General features: G+C 70.5%; 18 protein-coding genes. 9 read left to right on the top strand and 9 right to left on the bottom strand.

The features are described 5' to 3' along the window. Positions 1 to 45: 45 nt before the first annotated feature. From EDF40_RS04920 to EDF40_RS04900, 5 genes are all read right to left on the bottom strand, one after another. Positions 46 to 603 (bottom strand): GNAT family N-acetyltransferase, encoded by a 558-nt coding sequence (locus EDF40_RS04920; RefSeq protein ID WP_185002777.1) that lies wholly within the window; start codon positions 601 to 603, stop codon positions 46 to 48. Between the two features lie 2 nt (positions 604 to 605). Further along, positions 606 to 1,616 (bottom strand): tryptophan--tRNA ligase, encoded by a 1,011-nt coding sequence (trpS, locus tag EDF40_RS04915; RefSeq protein WP_123338908.1) that lies wholly within the window; start codon positions 1,614 to 1,616, stop codon positions 606 to 608. Between the two features lie 42 nt (positions 1,617 to 1,658). Beyond that, positions 1,659 to 2,501 carry an exodeoxyribonuclease III gene (locus tag EDF40_RS04910; protein ID WP_123292347.1) on the bottom strand — a complete coding sequence of 281 codons (843 nt, stop codon included), beginning with the start codon at positions 2,499 to 2,501 and terminating at the stop codon, positions 1,659 to 1,661. A gap of 273 nt (positions 2,502 to 2,774) precedes the next feature. Further along, the gene (locus tag EDF40_RS04905; protein ID WP_123338909.1) at positions 2,775 to 3,047 is read right to left on the bottom strand and encodes an HPr family phosphocarrier protein; all 273 of its coding nucleotides are present in this window, start codon (positions 3,045 to 3,047) and stop codon (positions 2,775 to 2,777) included. Between the two features lie 69 nt (positions 3,048 to 3,116). Then, entirely contained in the window at positions 3,117 to 3,887 is a 771-nt protein-coding gene (locus EDF40_RS04900) for a DeoR/GlpR family DNA-binding transcription regulator (RefSeq protein WP_111086639.1), read from the bottom strand. Positions 3,888 to 4,139: 252 nt separating this feature from the next. Here EDF40_RS04900 and ptsP point away from each other — a divergent pair, with 252 nt between their 5' ends. The 4 genes from ptsP to EDF40_RS04885 all read left to right on the top strand — a co-directional run bounded on the left by ptsP (position 4,140) and on the right by EDF40_RS04885 (position 9,090). Next, positions 4,140 to 5,795 carry a phosphoenolpyruvate--protein phosphotransferase gene (ptsP, locus tag EDF40_RS04895; RefSeq protein ID WP_123338910.1) on the top strand — a complete coding sequence of 552 codons (1,656 nt, stop codon included), beginning with the start codon at positions 4,140 to 4,142 and terminating at the stop codon, positions 5,793 to 5,795. A gap of 65 nt (positions 5,796 to 5,860) precedes the next feature. Beyond that, a complete protein-coding gene (locus EDF40_RS04890; RefSeq protein ID WP_185047005.1) occupies positions 5,861 to 7,399 on the top strand; it encodes a PTS mannitol transporter subunit IICB in 1,539 nt (512 codons plus the stop codon). Between the two features lie 90 nt (positions 7,400 to 7,489). After that, the gene (locus EDF40_RS19455) at positions 7,490 to 7,927 is read left to right on the top strand and encodes a PTS sugar transporter subunit IIA (RefSeq protein ID WP_027466426.1); all 438 of its coding nucleotides are present in this window, start codon (positions 7,490 to 7,492) and stop codon (positions 7,925 to 7,927) included. After that, on the top strand, positions 7,924 to 9,090 hold the full coding sequence (locus tag EDF40_RS04885; RefSeq protein WP_123338911.1) for a mannitol-1-phosphate 5-dehydrogenase: 1,167 nt from the start codon (positions 7,924 to 7,926) through the stop codon (positions 9,088 to 9,090). Before EDF40_RS19455 ends, EDF40_RS04885 begins: the two co-directional genes overlap by 4 nt. A gap of 72 nt (positions 9,091 to 9,162) precedes the next feature. Here the strand turns inward: EDF40_RS04885 and EDF40_RS04880 are convergent, their stop codons facing one another. Continuing rightward, entirely contained in the window at positions 9,163 to 10,122 is a 960-nt protein-coding gene (locus EDF40_RS04880) for a diacylglycerol kinase family protein (RefSeq protein WP_123338912.1), read from the bottom strand. A gap of 186 nt (positions 10,123 to 10,308) precedes the next feature. Between EDF40_RS04880 and EDF40_RS04875 the strand changes: the two genes are divergently transcribed. The 5 genes from EDF40_RS04875 to EDF40_RS04850 all read left to right on the top strand — a co-directional run bounded on the left by EDF40_RS04875 (position 10,309) and on the right by EDF40_RS04850 (position 14,533). Then, positions 10,309 to 11,568: an ice-binding family protein gene (locus EDF40_RS04875; protein WP_185002775.1), complete on the top strand. Its 1,260-nt coding sequence runs from the start codon at positions 10,309 to 10,311 to the stop codon at positions 11,566 to 11,568. 10 nt (positions 11,569 to 11,578) lie between these two features. After that, on the top strand, positions 11,579 to 12,511 hold the full coding sequence (locus EDF40_RS04870; protein ID WP_123339063.1) for an NADP-dependent oxidoreductase: 933 nt from the start codon (positions 11,579 to 11,581) through the stop codon (positions 12,509 to 12,511). 132 nt (positions 12,512 to 12,643) lie between these two features. Further along, on the top strand, positions 12,644 to 13,168 hold the full coding sequence (locus EDF40_RS04865) for a DUF805 domain-containing protein (RefSeq protein ID WP_123338914.1): 525 nt from the start codon (positions 12,644 to 12,646) through the stop codon (positions 13,166 to 13,168). A 70-nt stretch (positions 13,169 to 13,238) separates the two neighbouring features. Further along, positions 13,239 to 13,817, top strand: coding sequence for a DUF805 domain-containing protein (locus EDF40_RS04860; protein WP_123338915.1), 579 nt, complete (start codon positions 13,239 to 13,241; stop codon positions 13,815 to 13,817). Next, positions 13,814 to 14,533, top strand: coding sequence for a DUF805 domain-containing protein (locus EDF40_RS04850; RefSeq protein WP_221180445.1), 720 nt, complete (start codon positions 13,814 to 13,816; stop codon positions 14,531 to 14,533). The genes EDF40_RS04860 and EDF40_RS04850 overlap by 4 nt, the downstream gene beginning before the upstream one ends. A 70-nt stretch (positions 14,534 to 14,603) precedes the next feature. On the opposite strand, the gene EDF40_RS04845 is transcribed toward EDF40_RS04850, so the two are convergent. Genes EDF40_RS04845 through sdhA form a run of 3 tightly spaced genes read right to left on the bottom strand, consistent with a single transcriptional unit; the run spans position 14,604 to position 17,866 of the window. Next, entirely contained in the window at positions 14,604 to 15,248 is a 645-nt protein-coding gene (locus EDF40_RS04845; protein WP_111086631.1) for a TNT domain-containing protein, read from the bottom strand. Positions 15,249 to 15,300: 52 nt separating this feature from the next. Beyond that, entirely contained in the window at positions 15,301 to 16,071 is a 771-nt protein-coding gene (locus tag EDF40_RS04840) for a succinate dehydrogenase iron-sulfur subunit (RefSeq protein ID WP_123292177.1), read from the bottom strand. 1 nt (position 16,072) lies between these two features. Continuing rightward, a complete protein-coding gene (gene sdhA, locus EDF40_RS04835) occupies positions 16,073 to 17,866 on the bottom strand; it encodes a succinate dehydrogenase flavoprotein subunit (protein WP_123338916.1) in 1,794 nt (597 codons plus the stop codon). Positions 17,867 to 17,903: the final 37 nt, after the last annotated feature.

Below are 17,903 nucleotides of genomic sequence, written 5' to 3'. Positions count from 1 at the left end.
TCACGGAGCGCTGCGTCACGCGGGGCCGAGTCACGGAGCGCTGCGTCACGGAGCGTCGGGCCACGGGAGGTCCGATGCGGGCGCACCGTCGGCTCGGCGCAGGGCGGTCCACGCGGTCGTCGGCCCGCCGTCGCGTCCCGGGATCCGGGCGGGCCCGGCGCCGGTGAACGAGAACCCGGCGCTGCGGGCGACCGCGGCCGACGCCGTGTTGCCCTCGTAGCACTCCCAGTAGACGTCCGGAGCACCGTCCTCGAACGCCCAGTCCACGACGAGCTCCACCGCATCGTGCATCAACCCGGCACCGCGGGCCGAGGGCGCCAGCCAGAAGCCGAGGTCGCGGCCGGCGGTGCGGTAGCCGATGATCCCCTCGAGCCAGGAGGACCCGCTGCGACGGATCGCCCAGGTGTACTCGCGGTCCGACGCCCAGCCAGGACCGACCAGGGCGTCGACGAAGGTCCGTGCGTCCTGTTCGCGGTACGGCGTGGGGATCGTCGTCCAGCGGACGATGTCCGGGTCCTGACAGGCGTCGGTGATCGCCGCGGTGTCCGCCCGGGTCGGGACGTCGAGTCGGACCCGGGCGGACTCCAGCGTGACCGGCAGCACGGTCAGCCGCGCGAGCGCGGGACGAACCCGATCCGGTCGTACACGCGCGCCAGGGTCTCCTGCGCGATGGACTGGGCACGGTCCGCGCCGACGGCGAGCAGTCGGTCGAGCTCCGCCGGGTCGTCGAGCAGCTCGAGCGTGCGGGTGCGTACCGGCTCGAGCTCGGCGACGACGGCGTCGGCGACCGCGCCCTTGAGGTCCCCGTAGCCCTTGCCCGCGAACGATGCCTCGAGCTCGGCGACAGGGGTCCGGCTGAAGGCGGACAGGATCGCGAGCAGGTTCGTCACGCCCGGCTTCGCCTGCCGGTCGGAGCGGATCTCGCGCTCGTCGTCGGTGACGGCCGACTTGATCTTCTTCGCGGTGCGCTTCGGGTCGTCGAGCAGCCGGATCAGGCCGCTGTCGGACGCCGCCGACTTGCTCATCTTGCTCGTCGGGTCCTGCAGGTCGTAGATGCGCGCCGTCTCGGTGCCGATCCGGGCCTCGGGCACGACGAACGTGTCGCCGAACCGCGAGTTGAAGCGTCCGGCGAGGTCGCGGGTGAGCTCGACGTGCTGGCGCTGGTCGTCGCCGACCGGCACGACCTTGGTGTCGTACAGCAGGATGTCGGCGGCCATCAGGACCGGGTACGTGAAGAGCCCGACCGACGCGGCCTCGGACCCCTGTCGCGCCGACTTGTCCTTGAACTGGGTCATCCGGCTCGCCTCACCGAACCCGGTGAGGGTGTTGAGCACCCAGGCGAGCTCGGCGTGGGCCGGCACGTGTGACTGCACGAACAGCGTCGACTTCGTCGGGTCGATGCCCGACGCGATGTACTGCGCGGCCGTCGCCCGGGTGCTCGCGCGGAGCTCGGCCGGGTCCTGCGGCGAGGTGATCGCGTGCATGTCGACGACGCAGTAGATGGCGTCGAAGTCGTCCTGCAGGTCGCGCCACTGCATGAGCGCCCCGACGTAGTTGCCGAGGTGCAGCGAGCCGGCGGACGGCTGGATGCCCGAGAAGATGCGGGTCTTGGTCATGGTGGTGTTCCTGTGGGTCAGGTGGAGCGCAAGGAGTGGGGATCAGAGTTCGTAGTCGACGACCACGGGGGCGTGGTCGGACCATCGCTGGTCGTACGCCGCGGCGCGGTCGACCGTGTACTCCGTGACCTTCGCCGCGAGGTCGGGCGTGGCCATCTGGTAGTCGATGCGCCAGCCGGTGTCGTTGTCGAACGCCTGGCCGCGCCAGGACCACCACGTGTACGGCCCCTCGACGTCGCCGGCCTGCGCACGCCCGACGTCCACCCAGCCGAGCCCCGGGCCCGTCGAGCCGTCAGCGCCCTCGACCGGTTCGCCGTCGGCACCGAAGAAGCGCGAGAAGTAGGCACGCTCGCGCGGCAGGAAGCCCGCTCGCTTGACGTTGCCCTTCCAGTTCTTGATGTCGCGCTGGTCGTGCCCGACGTTCAGGTCACCGACGACGACGGCGAGTGGGTTGTGCGCGCGGAGGGCGGGCAGCCGCTCGGTCATGGCGTCGAGGAACTTCCACTTCTCGTCCTGCTTGGGGGTGTCGACCTCGCCCGAGTGGACGTAGGTGGACACGACCGTGACCGTGGTTCCGCCGATCTCGTAGTCGGCTTCGAGCCAGCGGCCGGCGGAGTCGAACTCGTCCGGTCCGAGGGCGACGCGGTGGATCTGGGCGGAGTGTCGCGAGGCGATCGCGACGCCGGCCCGGCCCTTGGCGGTCGCGGGGTCGTGCACGATGTCCCACTCGTCGCCGAGCAGACCGGCCAGGTCCTCGCTCGACGCACGCACTTCCTGCAGGGCGAGCACGTCGACGTCGCGGGTGGCGAGCCAGTCGCCCATGCCCTTGCGGAAGGCGGCGCGGACGCCGTTCACGTTGACGGATGCGAGGCGCAGGCGTGTCATGCCGACCACCTTATCGGCGGGCGCCGACAGCCCCGGACCGCACCGGTTCGAGGTTCCACGACTCGCCGCGTGCCGTCCGCCGAGGTTCCACAGACCGACGTGGGGGACGCCGAGATGACGAGATTTCGGAACCTCGGGGAACGGGGCGGGCGCACCCCGGGGCGGGCGGGGCGGACGGGGCGGGCTCGGGCACGGCAGTGCGGGGGACCGCACGACGGACGAGAGGCACGGTGCCAGCTGGCACCGTGCCTCCCGTCCGTCGGATCCGCGCGATCAGGCCGCGTCGTGGTCCGTCTGCAGGAACTCGACCAGGCTGTCGGCGGTGGTCTCGGCGTCGTCGCCGGTCACGGTGAGGCCGACCTCGTCACCGTTCTCGATGCCCAGGCCGAGCAGGGCGAGGATGCTGCCGGCGTTGCCGGACTTGTCGCCCTTGGCGATCGTGACCTGGTGGCCGGAGGCCGTCACGGTCTGGACGAAGAGGGACGCGGGGCGCGCGTGCAGGCCGGACGCGCTGGCGACGGTCACGGTGCGGGTGGCTTCGGACATCGATGTACTCCTGTCGATGGGTGGTGCGCTCATGCTAGCGAGCGCCGGATGGGCGGGTCGGGCGAGCGGTCAGGGTCGACCGGGCCAGAACACCTCGGTGCCGGCGGCTTCGACCTCGCGGACCAGGTCGAGGTTGACGGCGGGATCGGTGATGATCGTGTCGATGGCGGCGAGGGGTGCGACGCGGCCGAACTCCTCGCGGCCGAACTTGGTGTGGTCGGCGAGCAGGATGCTGCGGCGGGCGGACTTGATCATCGCCGACTTCACCGCGGCCTCGGCCATGTTGTGGGTCGTCAGGCCGCGCTCCGGAGTGATCCCGTTGATGCTCACGAAGGCGACGTCGACGCTCACCATGCCGATGAGCTGGTGCGTCCACGTGCCGACGCCGGCCAGGGAGTCGCTGCGGATGTTGCCGCCGAGCAGGTGCAGGTCGATGCCCGGCCGGTTCGCGACGGCCATCGCGACGGGGAGGGAGTGCGTGACGACGGTGAGTCCGCGGTCCGTCGGCAGCATCTCGGCGAGGCAGATGGTGGAGGTGCCGGCGTCGATCATGATCGAGCCGTTCTCCGGCAGCTCCTCGAGCGCGGCCTCGGCGATGACCATCTTCTCGGCCTGGTTGATGCCGCCCCGGTCGCCGACACCGGGGTGGATCGTGATGCGTTCGACCGGGATGGCGCCGCCGTGGGCACGTCGGACCAGTCCCCGTCGCTCCAGCGAGGTGAGGTCGCGGCGGATGGTCTCTGGCGTGACCTCGAGCAGCTCGGCGAGGTCCTTGACGTCGACCCGCCCCTGCGCGCGCGCCTGCTCGACGATGCGCTGGTGGCGTTCTGGTGCGTACATCGGACCTCGTCGTCTCCTGGTCGGAACGGAACGGACATGACCGGGCACGAACCCGACGGAAACGAGCCGGAGCGGCTGGCCGTCAGACGCAAACGGGCATCTGTTTCTGCATTTTTATCCCCGGATGTGTTTGTTTGTCAACGCGGATCGGGGTAGTGTGCTGCTCAGCCGCACCGGCGAGGTCCCGTCTCAGCCGTGCGCGCACCGAACGAACACCCCACCGCAAGCGCGTGTGAGATGAAGGAGTCTCGAATGTCCGAACTGCTCGGCACCGGCGTCGGCCGCGGCGTCGCCCACGGCCCCGTGCTCCGCATGGCGGACCCGCTCGGCGAACCGTCGAAGGACGCCCTGACCGGTTCGGCGGACGACGCGAAGCATGCCGTGCACGACGCACTGGCCGCGGTGGCCGAGGACCTCAACAAGCGCGGACAGCTCGCCGGCGGCGACGCCCAGGCCGTGCTCGAGGCGCAGGCGCTCATGGCGCAGGACCCGACCCTCCTCGACGACGTGCACACGCGCATCGACGGCGGCACCAACGCCGAGCGTGCCGTGTACGAGGCGTTCGCGCAGTTCCGTGACCTGCTCGTCGGCATGGGCGGCTACATGGGGGAGCGCGCAGCCGACCTCGACGACGTCGCCCAGCGCATCATCGCGAAGCTCCGTGGCGTGCACGCCCCCGGTGTCCCCGAGTCGGACACCCCGTTCGTCCTCGTCGCCCGTGACCTCGCTCCGGCCGACACCGCCCTGCTGGACCTCGACAAGGTCCTCGCGCTGGTCACGCGTGACGGCGGCCCGACCTCGCACACCGCGATCCTCGCCCGCGCCAAGGGCATCACCGCGATCGTCGGCGTCACCGGTGCCGACGACCTGGTCGACGGGCAGTCGATCGTCGTCGACGCCGTCGCCGGCACCGTCGTCACCGAGCCGTCCGACGCCCTGGTGGCCGACGTCGAGCAGCGCATCGCCGACCGGCTCGCCGCGGCCGCCGCACCGCTCACCGCCGGTGCCCTGGCCGACGGCCACGTCGTGCCCCTGCTCGCGAACCTCGGCAGCCCCGCCGACGCCGCGGGCGCCGTTGCTCTCGGTGCGGAGGGCGTGGGGCTCTTCCGCACCGAGTTCCTCTTCCTCGACTCGCCGAAGGCGCCGACCGTCGACGAGCAGACCGAGTCCTACCGTCAGCTCCTCGCCGCGTTCCCGGGCAAGAAGGTCGTCGTCCGTGCGCTCGACGCCGGTGCCGACAAGCCGCTGCCGTTCCTGACCGACAAGGACGAGGAGAACCCGGCGCTCGGCCGTCGCGGACTCCGTGCGCTGCGCAACCACCCCGAGGTGCTGCGCGACCAGCTCGTCGCGCTGGCCCAGGCGGACGCCGCGACCGAGGCCGACCTCTGGGTCATGGCCCCGATGGTCGCCGACGCCGAGGAGACCGAGTACTTCGTCACCCTGGCCCGCGAGCTCGGCATCCGCACCGCCGGCGTGATGGCCGAGGTGCCGTCGCTCGCCCTGATGGCCGAACAGGTCTTCCAGAACGCGGACTTCGTGTCGATCGGCACGAACGACCTGACCCAGTACACGATGGCCGCCGACCGCATGCTCGGCACCGTCGCGTCCTACCAGGACCCGTGGCACCCCGCCGTCCTGCGCCTCGTCGCCCAGCTCGGAGCGGCCGGTGCCGACGCGGGGAAGCCCGTCGGCATCTGCGGTGAGGCCGCAGCCGACCCGCTGCTCGCCGTCGTGCTCGTCGGCCTCGGCGCCACCACCCTCTCCATGACCCCCGCGGCCCTGGCCGACGTGCGCGCCGAACTCGGTCAGCACACGCTCGAGCAGGCCCGCGAGATGGCCCAGGCGGCACTCGCCGCGTCCACGGCGGCGGCCGCGAAGTCCGCCGCAGCGGCCGCGCACGCCGTCTGAGCCGCACCATCCCCAACACCCCGTCCGCACCAGCAGCAGCTCCACCACACAGAAAGTCACCGCACATGACAACGTCGTCCGTTGCAGCGCCCGACGCACCCGCGAAGTCGCGGGGCGGCGCACGCGTCGCCGTTCAGAAGTTCGGCACGTTCCTCTCCGGCATGGTCATGCCCAACATCGCGATCTTCATCGCGTGGGGCCTGATCACCGCCTTCTTCATCGAGACCGGATGGACCCCCGTCGGGATCCTCGGCGGGTTCGGTGAGACGGACGGTGTGGCCAACATCGGTCTCGTCGGCCCGATCCTGACGTACCTGATCCCGCTCGCGATCGCCTTCCAGGGCGGCCGGATGATCTACGAGACCCGCGGCGCCGTCGTCGGCTCGATCATGGCGATGGGTGTCATCCTCGGTGCCAACGGCACGATCATGATCCTCGGCGCGATGATCTGCGGGCCGCTCGGCGCGTACCTCATCAAGCAGATCGACAAGATCTGGGACGGCAAGATCAAGCCGGGCTTCGAGATGCTCGTCAACAACTACGCGGCCGGCATCCTCGGCTTCGGGCTGGCGATGGTCGGGTTCTTCTGGCTCGCCCCGCTGTTCAAGCTCATCGCCGAGGGCCTCGGCGACGCGGTGAACTTCCTCGTCCAGCACTCGCTGCTGCCGCTCGCCAGCGTCATCATCGAGCCGGCCAAGGTGTTCTTCCTGAACAACGCCATCAACCACGGTGTGCTCGACCAGCTCGGCGCCCAGCAGGTGCAGGACTCCGGCAAGTCGATCCTGTTCCTGCTCGAGGCGAACCCCGGCCCCGGTCTGGGCATCCTGCTCGCCTTCACCTTCTTCGGTGTCGGCATCGCCCGCTCGACCGCTCCCGGTGCGATCCTCATCCAGTTCTTCGGTGGCATCCACGAGATCTACTTCCCGTACGTGCTGCAGAAGCCGGTCCTGTTCATCGCCGTCATCCTCGGTGGTGCGACGGGCGTCGGCACGAACGTCCTGTTCGGCTCCGGCCTGGTCGCCCCGGCATCGCCCGGATCGATCTTCGCCGTGCTGACGGCGACGGCGAAGGACAGCTACGTCGGCGTCATCCTGTCGGTCGTCCTGTCCGCAGCGGTCACCTTCGCGGTCGCGTCGTTCTTCCTGCTGGCCAGCCGCAAGCGCGACCTCGCCAACGGCGGCGGTGACATGACCGCAGCGTTCGACAAGATGCAGGCCACCAAGGGCCGCGACGCGAACGCCGCGACCGCCGGGCTCTTCGGCGGCACCGCCCCGGCCAACTCGGAAGAGGCAGCCGCCGCCGGCACCACCGCCACCGCGACGAAGGTCCAGAACCTCGTGTTCGCCTGCGACGCCGGCATGGGCTCGAGTGCGATGGGCGCCAGTGTCCTGCGCAACAAGATCAAGAAGGCGGGCATCGAAGGGGTCACGGTCACCAACAAGGCGATCGCGAACCTGTCCGGTGACGAGGACCTGATCATCACGCAGGAAGAACTGACGGACCGCGCCAAGCAGAAGAACCCGAACGCGCAGCACGTGTCGGTCGGCAACTTCATGAACGCGCCGCAGTACGACCAGGTCGTCGACCAGCTCAAGAACCAGTAACGCCACCACCAGTAACGAAGTGCAGTATCGGAGGGGACGGGGACATCCCCGTCCCCTCCCTCACGTCCTCGAACACCAAGGAGAACCACGATGCCCGTCCTGCAGGAGAGCCAGATCCGGATCCACACCGAGGACACCGCGCCGACCAAGTCGGAGGCGATGAAGGAGGCGGCCGAGATCCTCGAAGCTGCGGGCGCGGTCACCGCTGACTACTACCCGGCGATGCTCGAGCGTGAGAAGAGCGTGTCCACGTACATGGGCAACTTCCTCGCCATCCCGCACGGCACGAACGACGCGAAGGACGCCATCAAGTCGTCCGCGCTGTCGTTCATCCGCTACGCCAGCCCGATCGACTGGGACGGCAACCCCGTGCGCTTCGTCGTCGGCATCGCCGGCGTGAACAACGAGCACCTCGACATCCTGTCCAAGATCGCGATCGTGTTCTCCGACGAGGACGAGGTCCAGAAGCTCACCGACGCGGCCGACACCAGCGCGATCCTGTCGATCCTCGGCGAGGTCAACGAGTGAGCACCACCGACCGGGGCACCGCCGTCCACTTCGGTGCCGGCAACATCGGCCGCGGCTTCGTCGGGCTCCTCCTGCACGAAGCGGGCTACGAGGTCGTCTTCGCCGACGTCGCCGCGCCGCTCATCGACGCCCTCGCCGCCGCCGACTCGTACACCGTGCACGAGGTCGGCACCGGCGCCGAGGACCACGAGGTCACGAACTTCCGCGCCCTGAACAGCGCGCAGGACGAGGACGGCGTCGTCGCCGAGATCGCCGCTGCCGCGATCGTCACCTGCGCGGTGGGCCCGAACGTCCTGAAGTTCATCGCCCCGGTGATCGCGCGGGCGCTGCAGCAGCGCGACGCGGACGCTGCGCCCATCGCCGTGATGGCGTGCGAGAACGCGCTGAACGCCACGGACCGTCTGCGCGAGTTCATCGTCGACGCGCTCCCGGCCGAGGGCCGTGACGCGGCGCTCGCGAAGGCCGTCTTCGCGAACACCGCCGTCGACCGCATCGTGCCGGCCCAGCCCGAGGGCGCCGGACTCGACGTCACCGTCGAGACCTACTTCGAGTGGGCCATCGACCGCACGCCGTTCGGCGGCAACGAGCCGGAGATCCCCGGCGCGCACTACGTCGACGGCCTCGCTGCCTCCATCGAGCGGAAGCTCTTCACGGTGAACACCGGGCACGCCACCGTCGCGTACCACGGCTTCGTCGCCGGGGCCGACAAGATCTCCGACGCCATCGCGATCCCCGCCGTGCGTTCCGAGCTCGAGTCCGTCCTGGCCGAGACGAGCGACCTGCTCGTCCGTCGCCACGAGCTCGACCCCGAGGTGCACCGCGCCTACGTCCAGGCGATCATCGCCCGGTTCGAGAACCCGCACCTGCCCGACACGGTGACGCGCGTCGGCCGGCAGCCGCTCCGCAAGCTGTCGCGCGACGAGCGCTTCGTCTCGCCCGCCGCGGCGCTGGCCGAGGACGGCACCGAGCCGACCGCACTGCTCGACGCGATGGGCGCGGCGCTCCGCTTCGACGTCGCCGACGACGAGCAGAGCGTCGAACTGCAGGCGCTCCTGGCCTCGGACGCGTCCGATGCCGACGTGGTGACGCAGATCACCGGCCTCGCCGCGGAGCACCCGCTGCACGCAGCGTTCGCGGACCGGGTGCGTGTCGCGCGCGGCTGACGCTCTCGACGTGGCCCAGTGATGACGGGAGGCCCGGTGCCAGCTGGCACCGGGCCTCCCGTCTTCACGTGGTCACCACGACCGCCCCGCCCGGATGGTGAGTCCGCCGTGGTCCACCGTCAGCCGCACCGCCACCACGGTGCCGAACGGGTCGCCGTCGAGCTGGACCTGCTCGGGCTGGTCCAGCTCGAGGTCGAGGACCCGTGCGCTCGTGTACCGCAGCGTCCGGGTGGCCGGGATGAGCCACGACAGGAACCGGCCGAACCCGGTCCGGTGGAAGAAGCGGTTCAGCGACAGGCCGTAGCCGACGCCGGCCCAGCCGACCGTCCGACCGGGGCGGAACGCGACCGCGTCGAGCACCCCGTCGTCCGGCTTCGCGGCGGGCAGCAGCAGGACGCCGGCGGTCAGGGTGCCGCAGTTGCCGACGATGACGGTGTGCGCCCGCATCGTCCGGGTGTCACCGTCGTCGAGGCGGTACCGCAGGTCGATCTGCCGGTTGCCGATCACGGACCGCATGATCGGGTCCGAGTACGCGAGCCAGCCGAACCGCTTCTTGAGCCGCGCGTTGGTGTTGGCCGCCATGTTCGCGTCGAGGCCGATACCTGCCATCACCAGGAAGGCGTGGCGAGTCGTCGTGCCCTGCGGGTCGGTGAGCTCGGCGAAGGCGAGGTCGACCGGCCGATCGGTCCCGCTGAAGGCGGCTCGGACCGAGCCGGCGACGTCGTTCAGCGGGATGCGGAGGTTCCGGGCGTACAGGTTCCCGGTGCCGACGGGGAGCACGGCGAGGGGCACGCCGGAGCCGTGCAGCACCTCGGCTGCGACGCGCAGTGTGCCGTCGCCACCGACGACCAGGACGACGTCCGGCGCGGTGGCGAGCGCATCGAGCGCGGCGGCACGGCCGTCGTCGGACGCCGCGGTCTCGAACCACGTCGTGGGATCCCAGCCGTTCCGGCCCGCCTCGGCCCCGACGGTGTTGCGGAGCACCCGCAGGTCGACCTTGGACGGGTTGACGACGATCGCGGCGCGCGGCATGGAAGGACGATACCGAACAGCCGTCGCGGTCCAGATCGGACGGATTCTGTCCACCATCGGCTGATCCGGGCGAACCTGGGAGTCCGGAGCGCAGAACGCATGTGATCAGAACACACTCGGGACACGGTGAACGCCGGGTGTCTCCGACGTCCGATCGGCTCTTCGCCATCTCAGGCAGGGGCCTCCGTGGCCAGATCGCCCATCTTCCGTTCCATCGTCGTCGTCAGTACCGGGATCGGGTTGGCCGCGGTACTCGCGCTCGGCGCCTCCTCGGCCGCGTCGGCCGCCACCGTCATCGACGGCCCCGTCGGTCTCGGGACCGCGGCGAGCTACGGCGTCCTCGGCGCGCAGACCGTGACGAACACCGGGCCGACGGTGGTCAACGGTGACCTCGGCGTCTCGCCCGGTACCTCGATCACCGGCTTCGGCGGCACCGGCAACGGGACCGTGAACGGCACCGTGCACCAGACCGACGCCGCGGCCGCGCAGGCCCAGTCGGACACCACGACCGCGTACAACGTGGCCGCTTCGCTGACGCCGACCCGGACCGGGCTCCAGGAGCTCAACGGGCTCAGCCTCAGCCCGGGCGTCTACAACGGCGACACGCTGCAGCTCGCGAACACCGGCCAGCTGACCCTGGCCGGCGGCGCAGACTCGGTCTGGGTGTTCCAGGCCGCGTCGACCCTGACGATCGGGTCCGGCACGAGGATCGTCATCACCGGTGGCGCGAGTTCGTGCAACGTGTTCTGGCAGGTCGGCAGTTCCGCGACCATCGGCAGCGCCGCCCAGTTCCAGGGCACCGTCCTCGCGGACCAGTCCGTGACGGCGACGACGGGTGCGACGGTCGTGGGCCGGCTGCTCGCCCGGAACGCTGCGGTGACGCTCGACGACAACACCATCACCCGTCCGACCAACTGCCCGGCTGCCGGCACGCCGTCCGAGAGCGTCGCACCGACGATCACCTCGGGCACGCCGACCGACGCCACCGCGGGCACGCCGTACTCGTTCCCCGTCACCGCGACGGGCAACCCGGCACCCACGTACTCCGACGGCGGGACCCTGCCCCCGGGCCTCACGATCAACCCGGACACGGGTGTCATCTCCGGGACGCCCACCACGCCGGGCACCACGACGGTGACGATCACGGTCGACAACGGCACGGCACCGCCGGACACCGAGACGTACGTCGTGACCGTCCGCGCACCGGCGCCCACGGCGACGCCGACCGCTTCGGCTCCCGTGCCCACCGCTCCCACGTCGACAGCACCCGCGGTCCCGGTCATCGGTGGCGGCGCCACCGGCGGCGGCACGACGGAACTGGCCTTCACCGGCAGCGACCCGACGATCCCGCTCGCCGCGGCAGGCGCGATGCTGCTCGTTGGCATCGCCGTGATGGTGCTCCGTGCACGGACCCTCCGTGCACACCGCCGGCGGATCGGGGCGTAGCGTCGGCCGCATGACGAAGCACTGGGTGGCACCGCGGTTCGGCGGCAGCGAGGTCCTCGAGTTCGTGGACACCGAGGTCGCCGCACCCGGACCCGGCGAGGTCACCATCGCGGTCCGCGCCGCCGGCATGAACCCCGCCGACACGAAGCACACCCGGCAGGGCGACCCGGCCGACCTGCCGGTGCCCGTCGGCTACGAGGTCGCCGGCGTGCTCACCGCGGTCGGACCGGACACCACGATCGCGTCCGGCGGGGGAGCGGTCGGCGACGAGGTCCTGGCGTTCCGGGTCGCCGGCGGTTGGACGTCGTCCCTCACCGTCCCGGCGGCGGACGTCTTCGCGAAGCCCGCCGGGCTCGGCTTCCCCGAGGCGGCGAACCTGTTGCTCGCAGGCACCACCGCAGCCGACATGCTGCGCGTCACCCGTGCCGCGGGCCGCGACACCGTGCTGGTGCACGGTGCCTCCGGAGCAGTCGGCGTCAGCCTGCTGCAGCAGCTCCGCCTGCTCGGCGCGCGCGTCATCGGCACCGCCTCCGAGCGGGGTGCGGACGTCGTGCGACGCTTCGGCGGCGAATGGGTCGCGTACGGCGACGGCCTGGAGGCACGGGTCCGGTCGCTCGCACCCTCCGGCATCGACGTGGCACTGGACTGCGTGGGCACCGACGAGGCCGTCGACGTCTCGCTCGCCGTGGTCGCGGACCGCGACCGGATCGTCACGATCGCCGCGCAGGCGCGCGCCGCCGAGGCGGGGTTCGCCGCAGTCGGTGGGGCGCAGCCCGCGAGCAAGGCGTTCCGCGACTCCGTGCGACAGCGACTGATCGACCTGGCCGGGGCCGGACAGCTCGAAGTGCCGGTGGCGCGGACGTTCCCGCTCGCCGAGGCGAAGGCGGCCGCGGAGCTGCTGGAGTCCGGGCACCCCGGCGGCAAGCTGGCACTGCTGCCCTGAGTCGGTCGGAGCGCCGGTCGGAACGCTGTCGGAGCGCAGTCGCTGCGCTGTCCTCCGCTGGGGGGACGCGTCCGGTCGCCGCCGCTGCCAGACTCGACGGTGATCGCAGTCGGCCCCGGAAGGAACGAACCAGTGAGTGACCAGTACCCGCCGCAGAACCCGTACGGCCAGCAGCCCGGACCGTACGGCCAGCAGCCCGGACCGTACGGCCAGCAGCCCGGACCGTACGGCCAGCAGCCGACCGGCCCGCGCCAGCCCCCGCTGTGGGCGCCGTGGTACGGGATCCCGTTCGTGCAGGCGTTCCCGCGGTTCTGGAAGAAGTACGTCCGGTTCGACGGCCGCGCGAGCCAGTCGGAGTTCTGGTTCTGGGCCCTGTGGTACGTCATCGGCTCGGCGGCCACCGGCATCGTCGGTGGGTTCTTCAACGTGCTGCCGTTCTTCGACGACGCGTCGAACGGGTTGAGTGGGTTGTGGGCCCTGGCCTGCGCACTCGGCTTCATCGCGCTGACGGTGCGACGACTGCACGACGTGAACCTGAGCGGGTACTTCGCCTTCCTCTTCATCATCCCGCCGCTCGGCGTCCTGTTCTCGCTGATCGTCGGTCTGATGGGTTCGAACCCGCAGGGGCAGCGGTACGACGAACCCCACCGCGGGTAGCGAGCGACGGCCGCGCGACGGTTCTGGTTGACTCGGACCCGACTACCAGCCAACGATCGAGGGGGACACCGTGAGTGACCAGTACCCGCAGAACCCGTCCGGCCAGCAGCCGGGCGGCCAGCCGAACCCGTACAACGGAACGCCGCAGTACGGCCAGCAGCCGGCGACCGGCCCGAACGGCGAGCCGCCGATCTGGGCCCCCTGGTACGGGATCTCCTTCGGCAAGGCCGTCGGACGCTTCTTCAAGAAGTACGCGACCTTCAGTGGCCGGGCGAGCCGCAGCGAGTTCTGGTGGTGGTACCTGGCGAACGCGATCGTCGGCATGGTCCTCGGCATCCTGTACGGCATCGGCATCGCCACGTCGGAGCGTTCGACGGTGTCGATGTCGACCGCGACCTCGGCGAGCGTGCAGTCGACCGTCACCAGCCCGTCCGCGCTCTTCGTGATCGCTGGCATCCTGATCGGGCTCTGGGGCCTCGCGATCATCATCCCGACGCTCGCCCTCGGCTGGCGACGCCTGCACGACGCGAACCTGCCCGGTGCCCTGTGGATCATCGCGATCTTCGTCGGCATCGTCGGCATCGTGTTCGGCCTGCTGCCCTCGAACCCGCAGGGCGAGCGCTACGACCGACCGACCGGCGCTCGATGAGCTACGACACACCGCAGTGGGGCCAGCCCGGCGGCGACCAGCCGTCGGGGCAGCCCGACCCCGGGCAGCAGCAGCCGGGGTACGGGCAGCAGCCCGGTCCCTACGGGCAGCAGCCCGGGTACGGCCAGCAGCCTGCCCAGTACGGTCAGCAGCCCGGGTACGGCCAGCAGCCCGGGTACGGCCAGCAGCCCGGGTACGGCCAGCAGTACGCCGACCCGTACCCGCAGGCCGGCCCGCCGATACCGGTCGGGCCCGACGGGGCTCCGCCGCTGTGGGCACCCTTCTACGGTGCCGGGTTCCTCGACGCCTTCACCCGGTTCTTCAAGAAGTACGCCCGGTTCGACGGGCGCGCCAGCCGCAGCGAGTACTGGTACTGGGTCCTGGCGAACGCGATCGTGACCCTCGTTCTGTACGGCGGGTTCATCGCCGGCATCATCTCGTGGAGCGTCTCGGCCTCGACCACCGACGAGTACGGCTACACCCAGACCGAGGGTGCACCCCCGGCGTGGATCTTCATCCTGCTCGTCTTGTACGGCCTGTGGTGGCTCGCGACCCTCATCCCGAACATCGCGCTCGGGTGGCGCCGCGTCCACGACGCGAACCTCGCCGGGCCGCTCTGGCTCATCGGGATGTTCGTCGGCATCGCCGCGATCGTGTTCGGCTGTCTGCCGCCGAACCCGGCCGGTGCGCAGTACGACCGTCCCGACCAGGCGTAGCACCACACAACGGCAATCGGCCCGCACTGCGCGAACGCGCGGTGCGGGCCGATCTGCGTCGTGCGCGGAGTCAGACCACGCGGAGTCGAGCCAGTGCACCGTCGACGACGAGGTCGCGGACGGTGACCGTGGGATCGGCGATCTGGAAGCGGAGCGCGCCGCCCGGCTGCTCGAACCACGGCTGCACGAAGCGGACGTTCACCATGAACGGGCGCTCGACCAGGTAGCGGTGGGTCTCCGGGACGCCGGCGACGTGCGGCGGCAGCGACCGGCTCGGCAGCGGGGTGTCGAGGGGGTGCAGCAGGTAGCCGTCCGGACCACCGATGCGGTCGACGGGGACGCCCGCGGGGATCTGGATGGTCAGCCCCTGTTCGCCGGCCTGCGACACCTGCTGCGCCAGCTGCGGGTACGTCGACGCCGCACGGTCACGGAGCCCGTCGAGCTCGTGCCGGGCGATGTCGCGCGGAGCCGGGAACGGCCGGTTCAGGAACCGACGGAGCATCTCGACCGCGTCCTCCTCGCCGCGCGCGGTGGCGAGGCGGCGGGCCGTGCCGTAGTCGACGACCTCGAGCGCGAACTCGTCGGACGCCTCGGCCGGGACCACGCGGAGCGCGCCCTCGACCGGCGGCTCGTGCAGGGTCTCTCCGGGGAGCTGCACGTAGCGGATCGTGTAGCCGAGCTGGTCGAGGATGGGGCGGGTGGCCGCGAACGTCATGGAGCGGAGCCTATCGGTGGAGTCGATGTCGAGTCTTGGACGCCCCCGAGTGTCAGGCGCGACCCCGCATGACGGCCTGCTTGACCTCGGAGATCGCCTTCGTCACCTGGATGCCACGGGGGCAGGCGTCGGTGCAGTTGAAGGTGGTGCGGCAGCGCCAGACCCCTTCCTTGTCGTTGAGGATGTCGAGGCGGACCTCGGCGGCGTCGTCACGCGAGTCGAAGATGAAGCGGTGCGCGTTCACGATCGCGGCCGGGCCGAAGTACTGCCCGTCGGTCCAGAACACCGGGCACGACGAGGTGCAGGCGGCGCAGAGGATGCACTTCGTGGTGTCGTCGAAGCGTGCGCGGTCGGCCACCGACTGGATGCGCTCCTTGCCCGGGGTGGGCGCCGTCTTCGGCTGCAGGAACGGCTGGACCTCGCGGAAGGACTTGAAGAAGGGCTCCATGTCGACGACGAGGTCCTTCTCGAGCGGCAGGCCCTTGATCGCCTCGACGTAGATCGGCTTCGAGACGTCGAGGTCCTTGATCAGGGTCTTGCACGCCAGCCGGTTCCGCCCGTTGATGCGCATCGCGTCCGAGCCGCAGACGCCGTGGGCGCAGGAACGGCGGAACGTCAGGGAGCCGTCCTGGTCCCATTTGATCTTGTGCAGGGCGTCGAGGATGCGGTCGGTCGGCAGCATCATGACGTCGAAGTCCTGCCAGCGCGGCTCGTCGTCGACGTCCGGGTCGAAGCGTCGGATGATGAGCGTGACGGAGAAGGACCCGGGAGGCGCGTCGGTGGTGTCGGTCCGGGGTGCGTCGGAGACCAGGGTGTCGGTCATCTCAGTACTTCCTCTCCATCGGCTGGTACCGGGTCACGACGACCGGCTTCCAGTCCAGCGTGATGTGGTCGTCGGCGAGTGACGAGTGCGGGTCGCCCGTCAGGTACGCCATCGTGTGCTGCATGTAGTTCTCGTCGTCGCGCTTCGGGTAGTCGTCGCGCATGTGGCCGCCGCGGCTCTCCTTGCGGTTGCGGGCCGAGTAGACGACCACCTCGGCCAGGTCGAGCAGGAACCCGAGCTCGACGGCCTCGAGCAGGTCGGTGTTGAACCGCTTGCCCTTGTCCTGCACCGAGACCTGCATGAAGCGGTTCCGGAGCGTGTGGATGGTCTCGGTGACGCGGGCGAGGGACTCGTCGGTGCGGAACACCTGGGCGTTCTTGTCCATCTCGTCCTGCAGCTCCTTGCGCAGGACGGCGATGCGCTCGGTGCCGGTCGAGGCGCGCAGCTGGTCGAGCATCGCCCGGACGCCGGCAGCGGGGTCTTCGGGCAGCGGGAGGAACTCGGCGGTCTTGACCCACTCGGCGGCGTTGTTGCCCGAGCGCTTGCCGAAGACGTTGATGTCGAGGAGTGAGTTCGTGCCGAGACGGTTCGAGCCGTGCACCGAGACGCAGGCGCACTCGCCGGCGGCGTAGAGGCCGGGGACGACGGTGGTGTTGTCGTAGAGCACCTGCGCGTCGGTGTTCGTCGGGATGCCGCCCATCGCGTAGTGCGCGGTCGGCATCACCGGCACCGGCTCGACGACGGGGTCGACGCCGAGGTAGGTGCGGGCGAACTCCGTGATGTCCGGGAGCTTGGTCTCGAGGACCTCGGCACCGAGGTGCGTGCAGTCGAGCAGGACGTAGTCCTTGTTCGGGCCGGCACCGCGGCCCTCTGCCACCTCTTGCACCATGCACCGGGCGACGATGTCGCGTGGGGCGAGGTCTTTGATGGTGGGGGCGTAGCGCTCCATGAAGCGTTCACCGGAGGCGTTGCGCAGGATCGCACCCTCGCCACGAGCGCCCTCGGTCAGCAGGATGCCGAGGCCGGCGAGGCCGGTCGGGTGGAACTGGAAGAACTCCATGTCCTCGAGCGGCAGGCCCGTGCGCCACACGATGCCGACGCCGTCGCCGGTCAGGGTGTGCGCGTTCGAGGTCGTCTTGTACATCTTGCCGAAGCCGCCGGTCGCGAAGATCATCGCCTTGGCGTGGAACACGTGCAGCTCACCCGTGGCGAGCTCGAACGCGACGACGCCGGCCGGCTGCTTGCGCGTGACGCCGTCTTCGCCCACGACGTCGACCATGATGAGGTCGAGCGCGTAGAACTCGTTGTAGAACTCGACGCCGAGCTTGACGCAGTTCTGGAACAGCGTCTGCAGGATCATGTGACCCGTGCGGTCAGCCGCGTAGCAGGCGCGACGGACCGGTGCCTTGCCGTGGTCGCGGGTGTGGCCGCCGAAGCGACGCTGGTCGATCTTGCCCTCGGGCGTGCGGTTGAACGGCAGGCCCATGTTCTCGAGGTCGATGACGGCGTCGATGGCTTCCTTCGCCAGGATCTCGGCGGCGTCCTGGTCGACCAGGTAGTCGCCGCCCTTGATCGTGTCGAAGGTGTGCCACTCCCACGAGTCCTCTTCGACGTTCGCGAGGGCCGCGGCCATCCCGCCCTGCGCCGCACCGGTGTGCGAGCGGGTCGGGTAGAGCTTCGAGATGACGGCCGTCTTCGCCTTCGGGCCGGCCTCGATCGCGGCACGCATGCCCGCGCCTCCTGCGCCGATGATGACGATGTCGAACTGGTGGTGGTGCACGGTGGTCTCGGTCACAGGGGTCTTTCCGTAGACGGTGGGAAGGCGGTCGGCA

It is taken from the genome of Curtobacterium sp. PhB170 (genome assembly GCF_003752345.1).
Classification (GTDB): Bacteria; Actinomycetota; Actinomycetes; order Actinomycetales; family Microbacteriaceae; genus Curtobacterium.
Note: the sequence above shows the minus strand (reverse complement) of the source record. Positions and strands in the feature narration are given on the sequence as shown.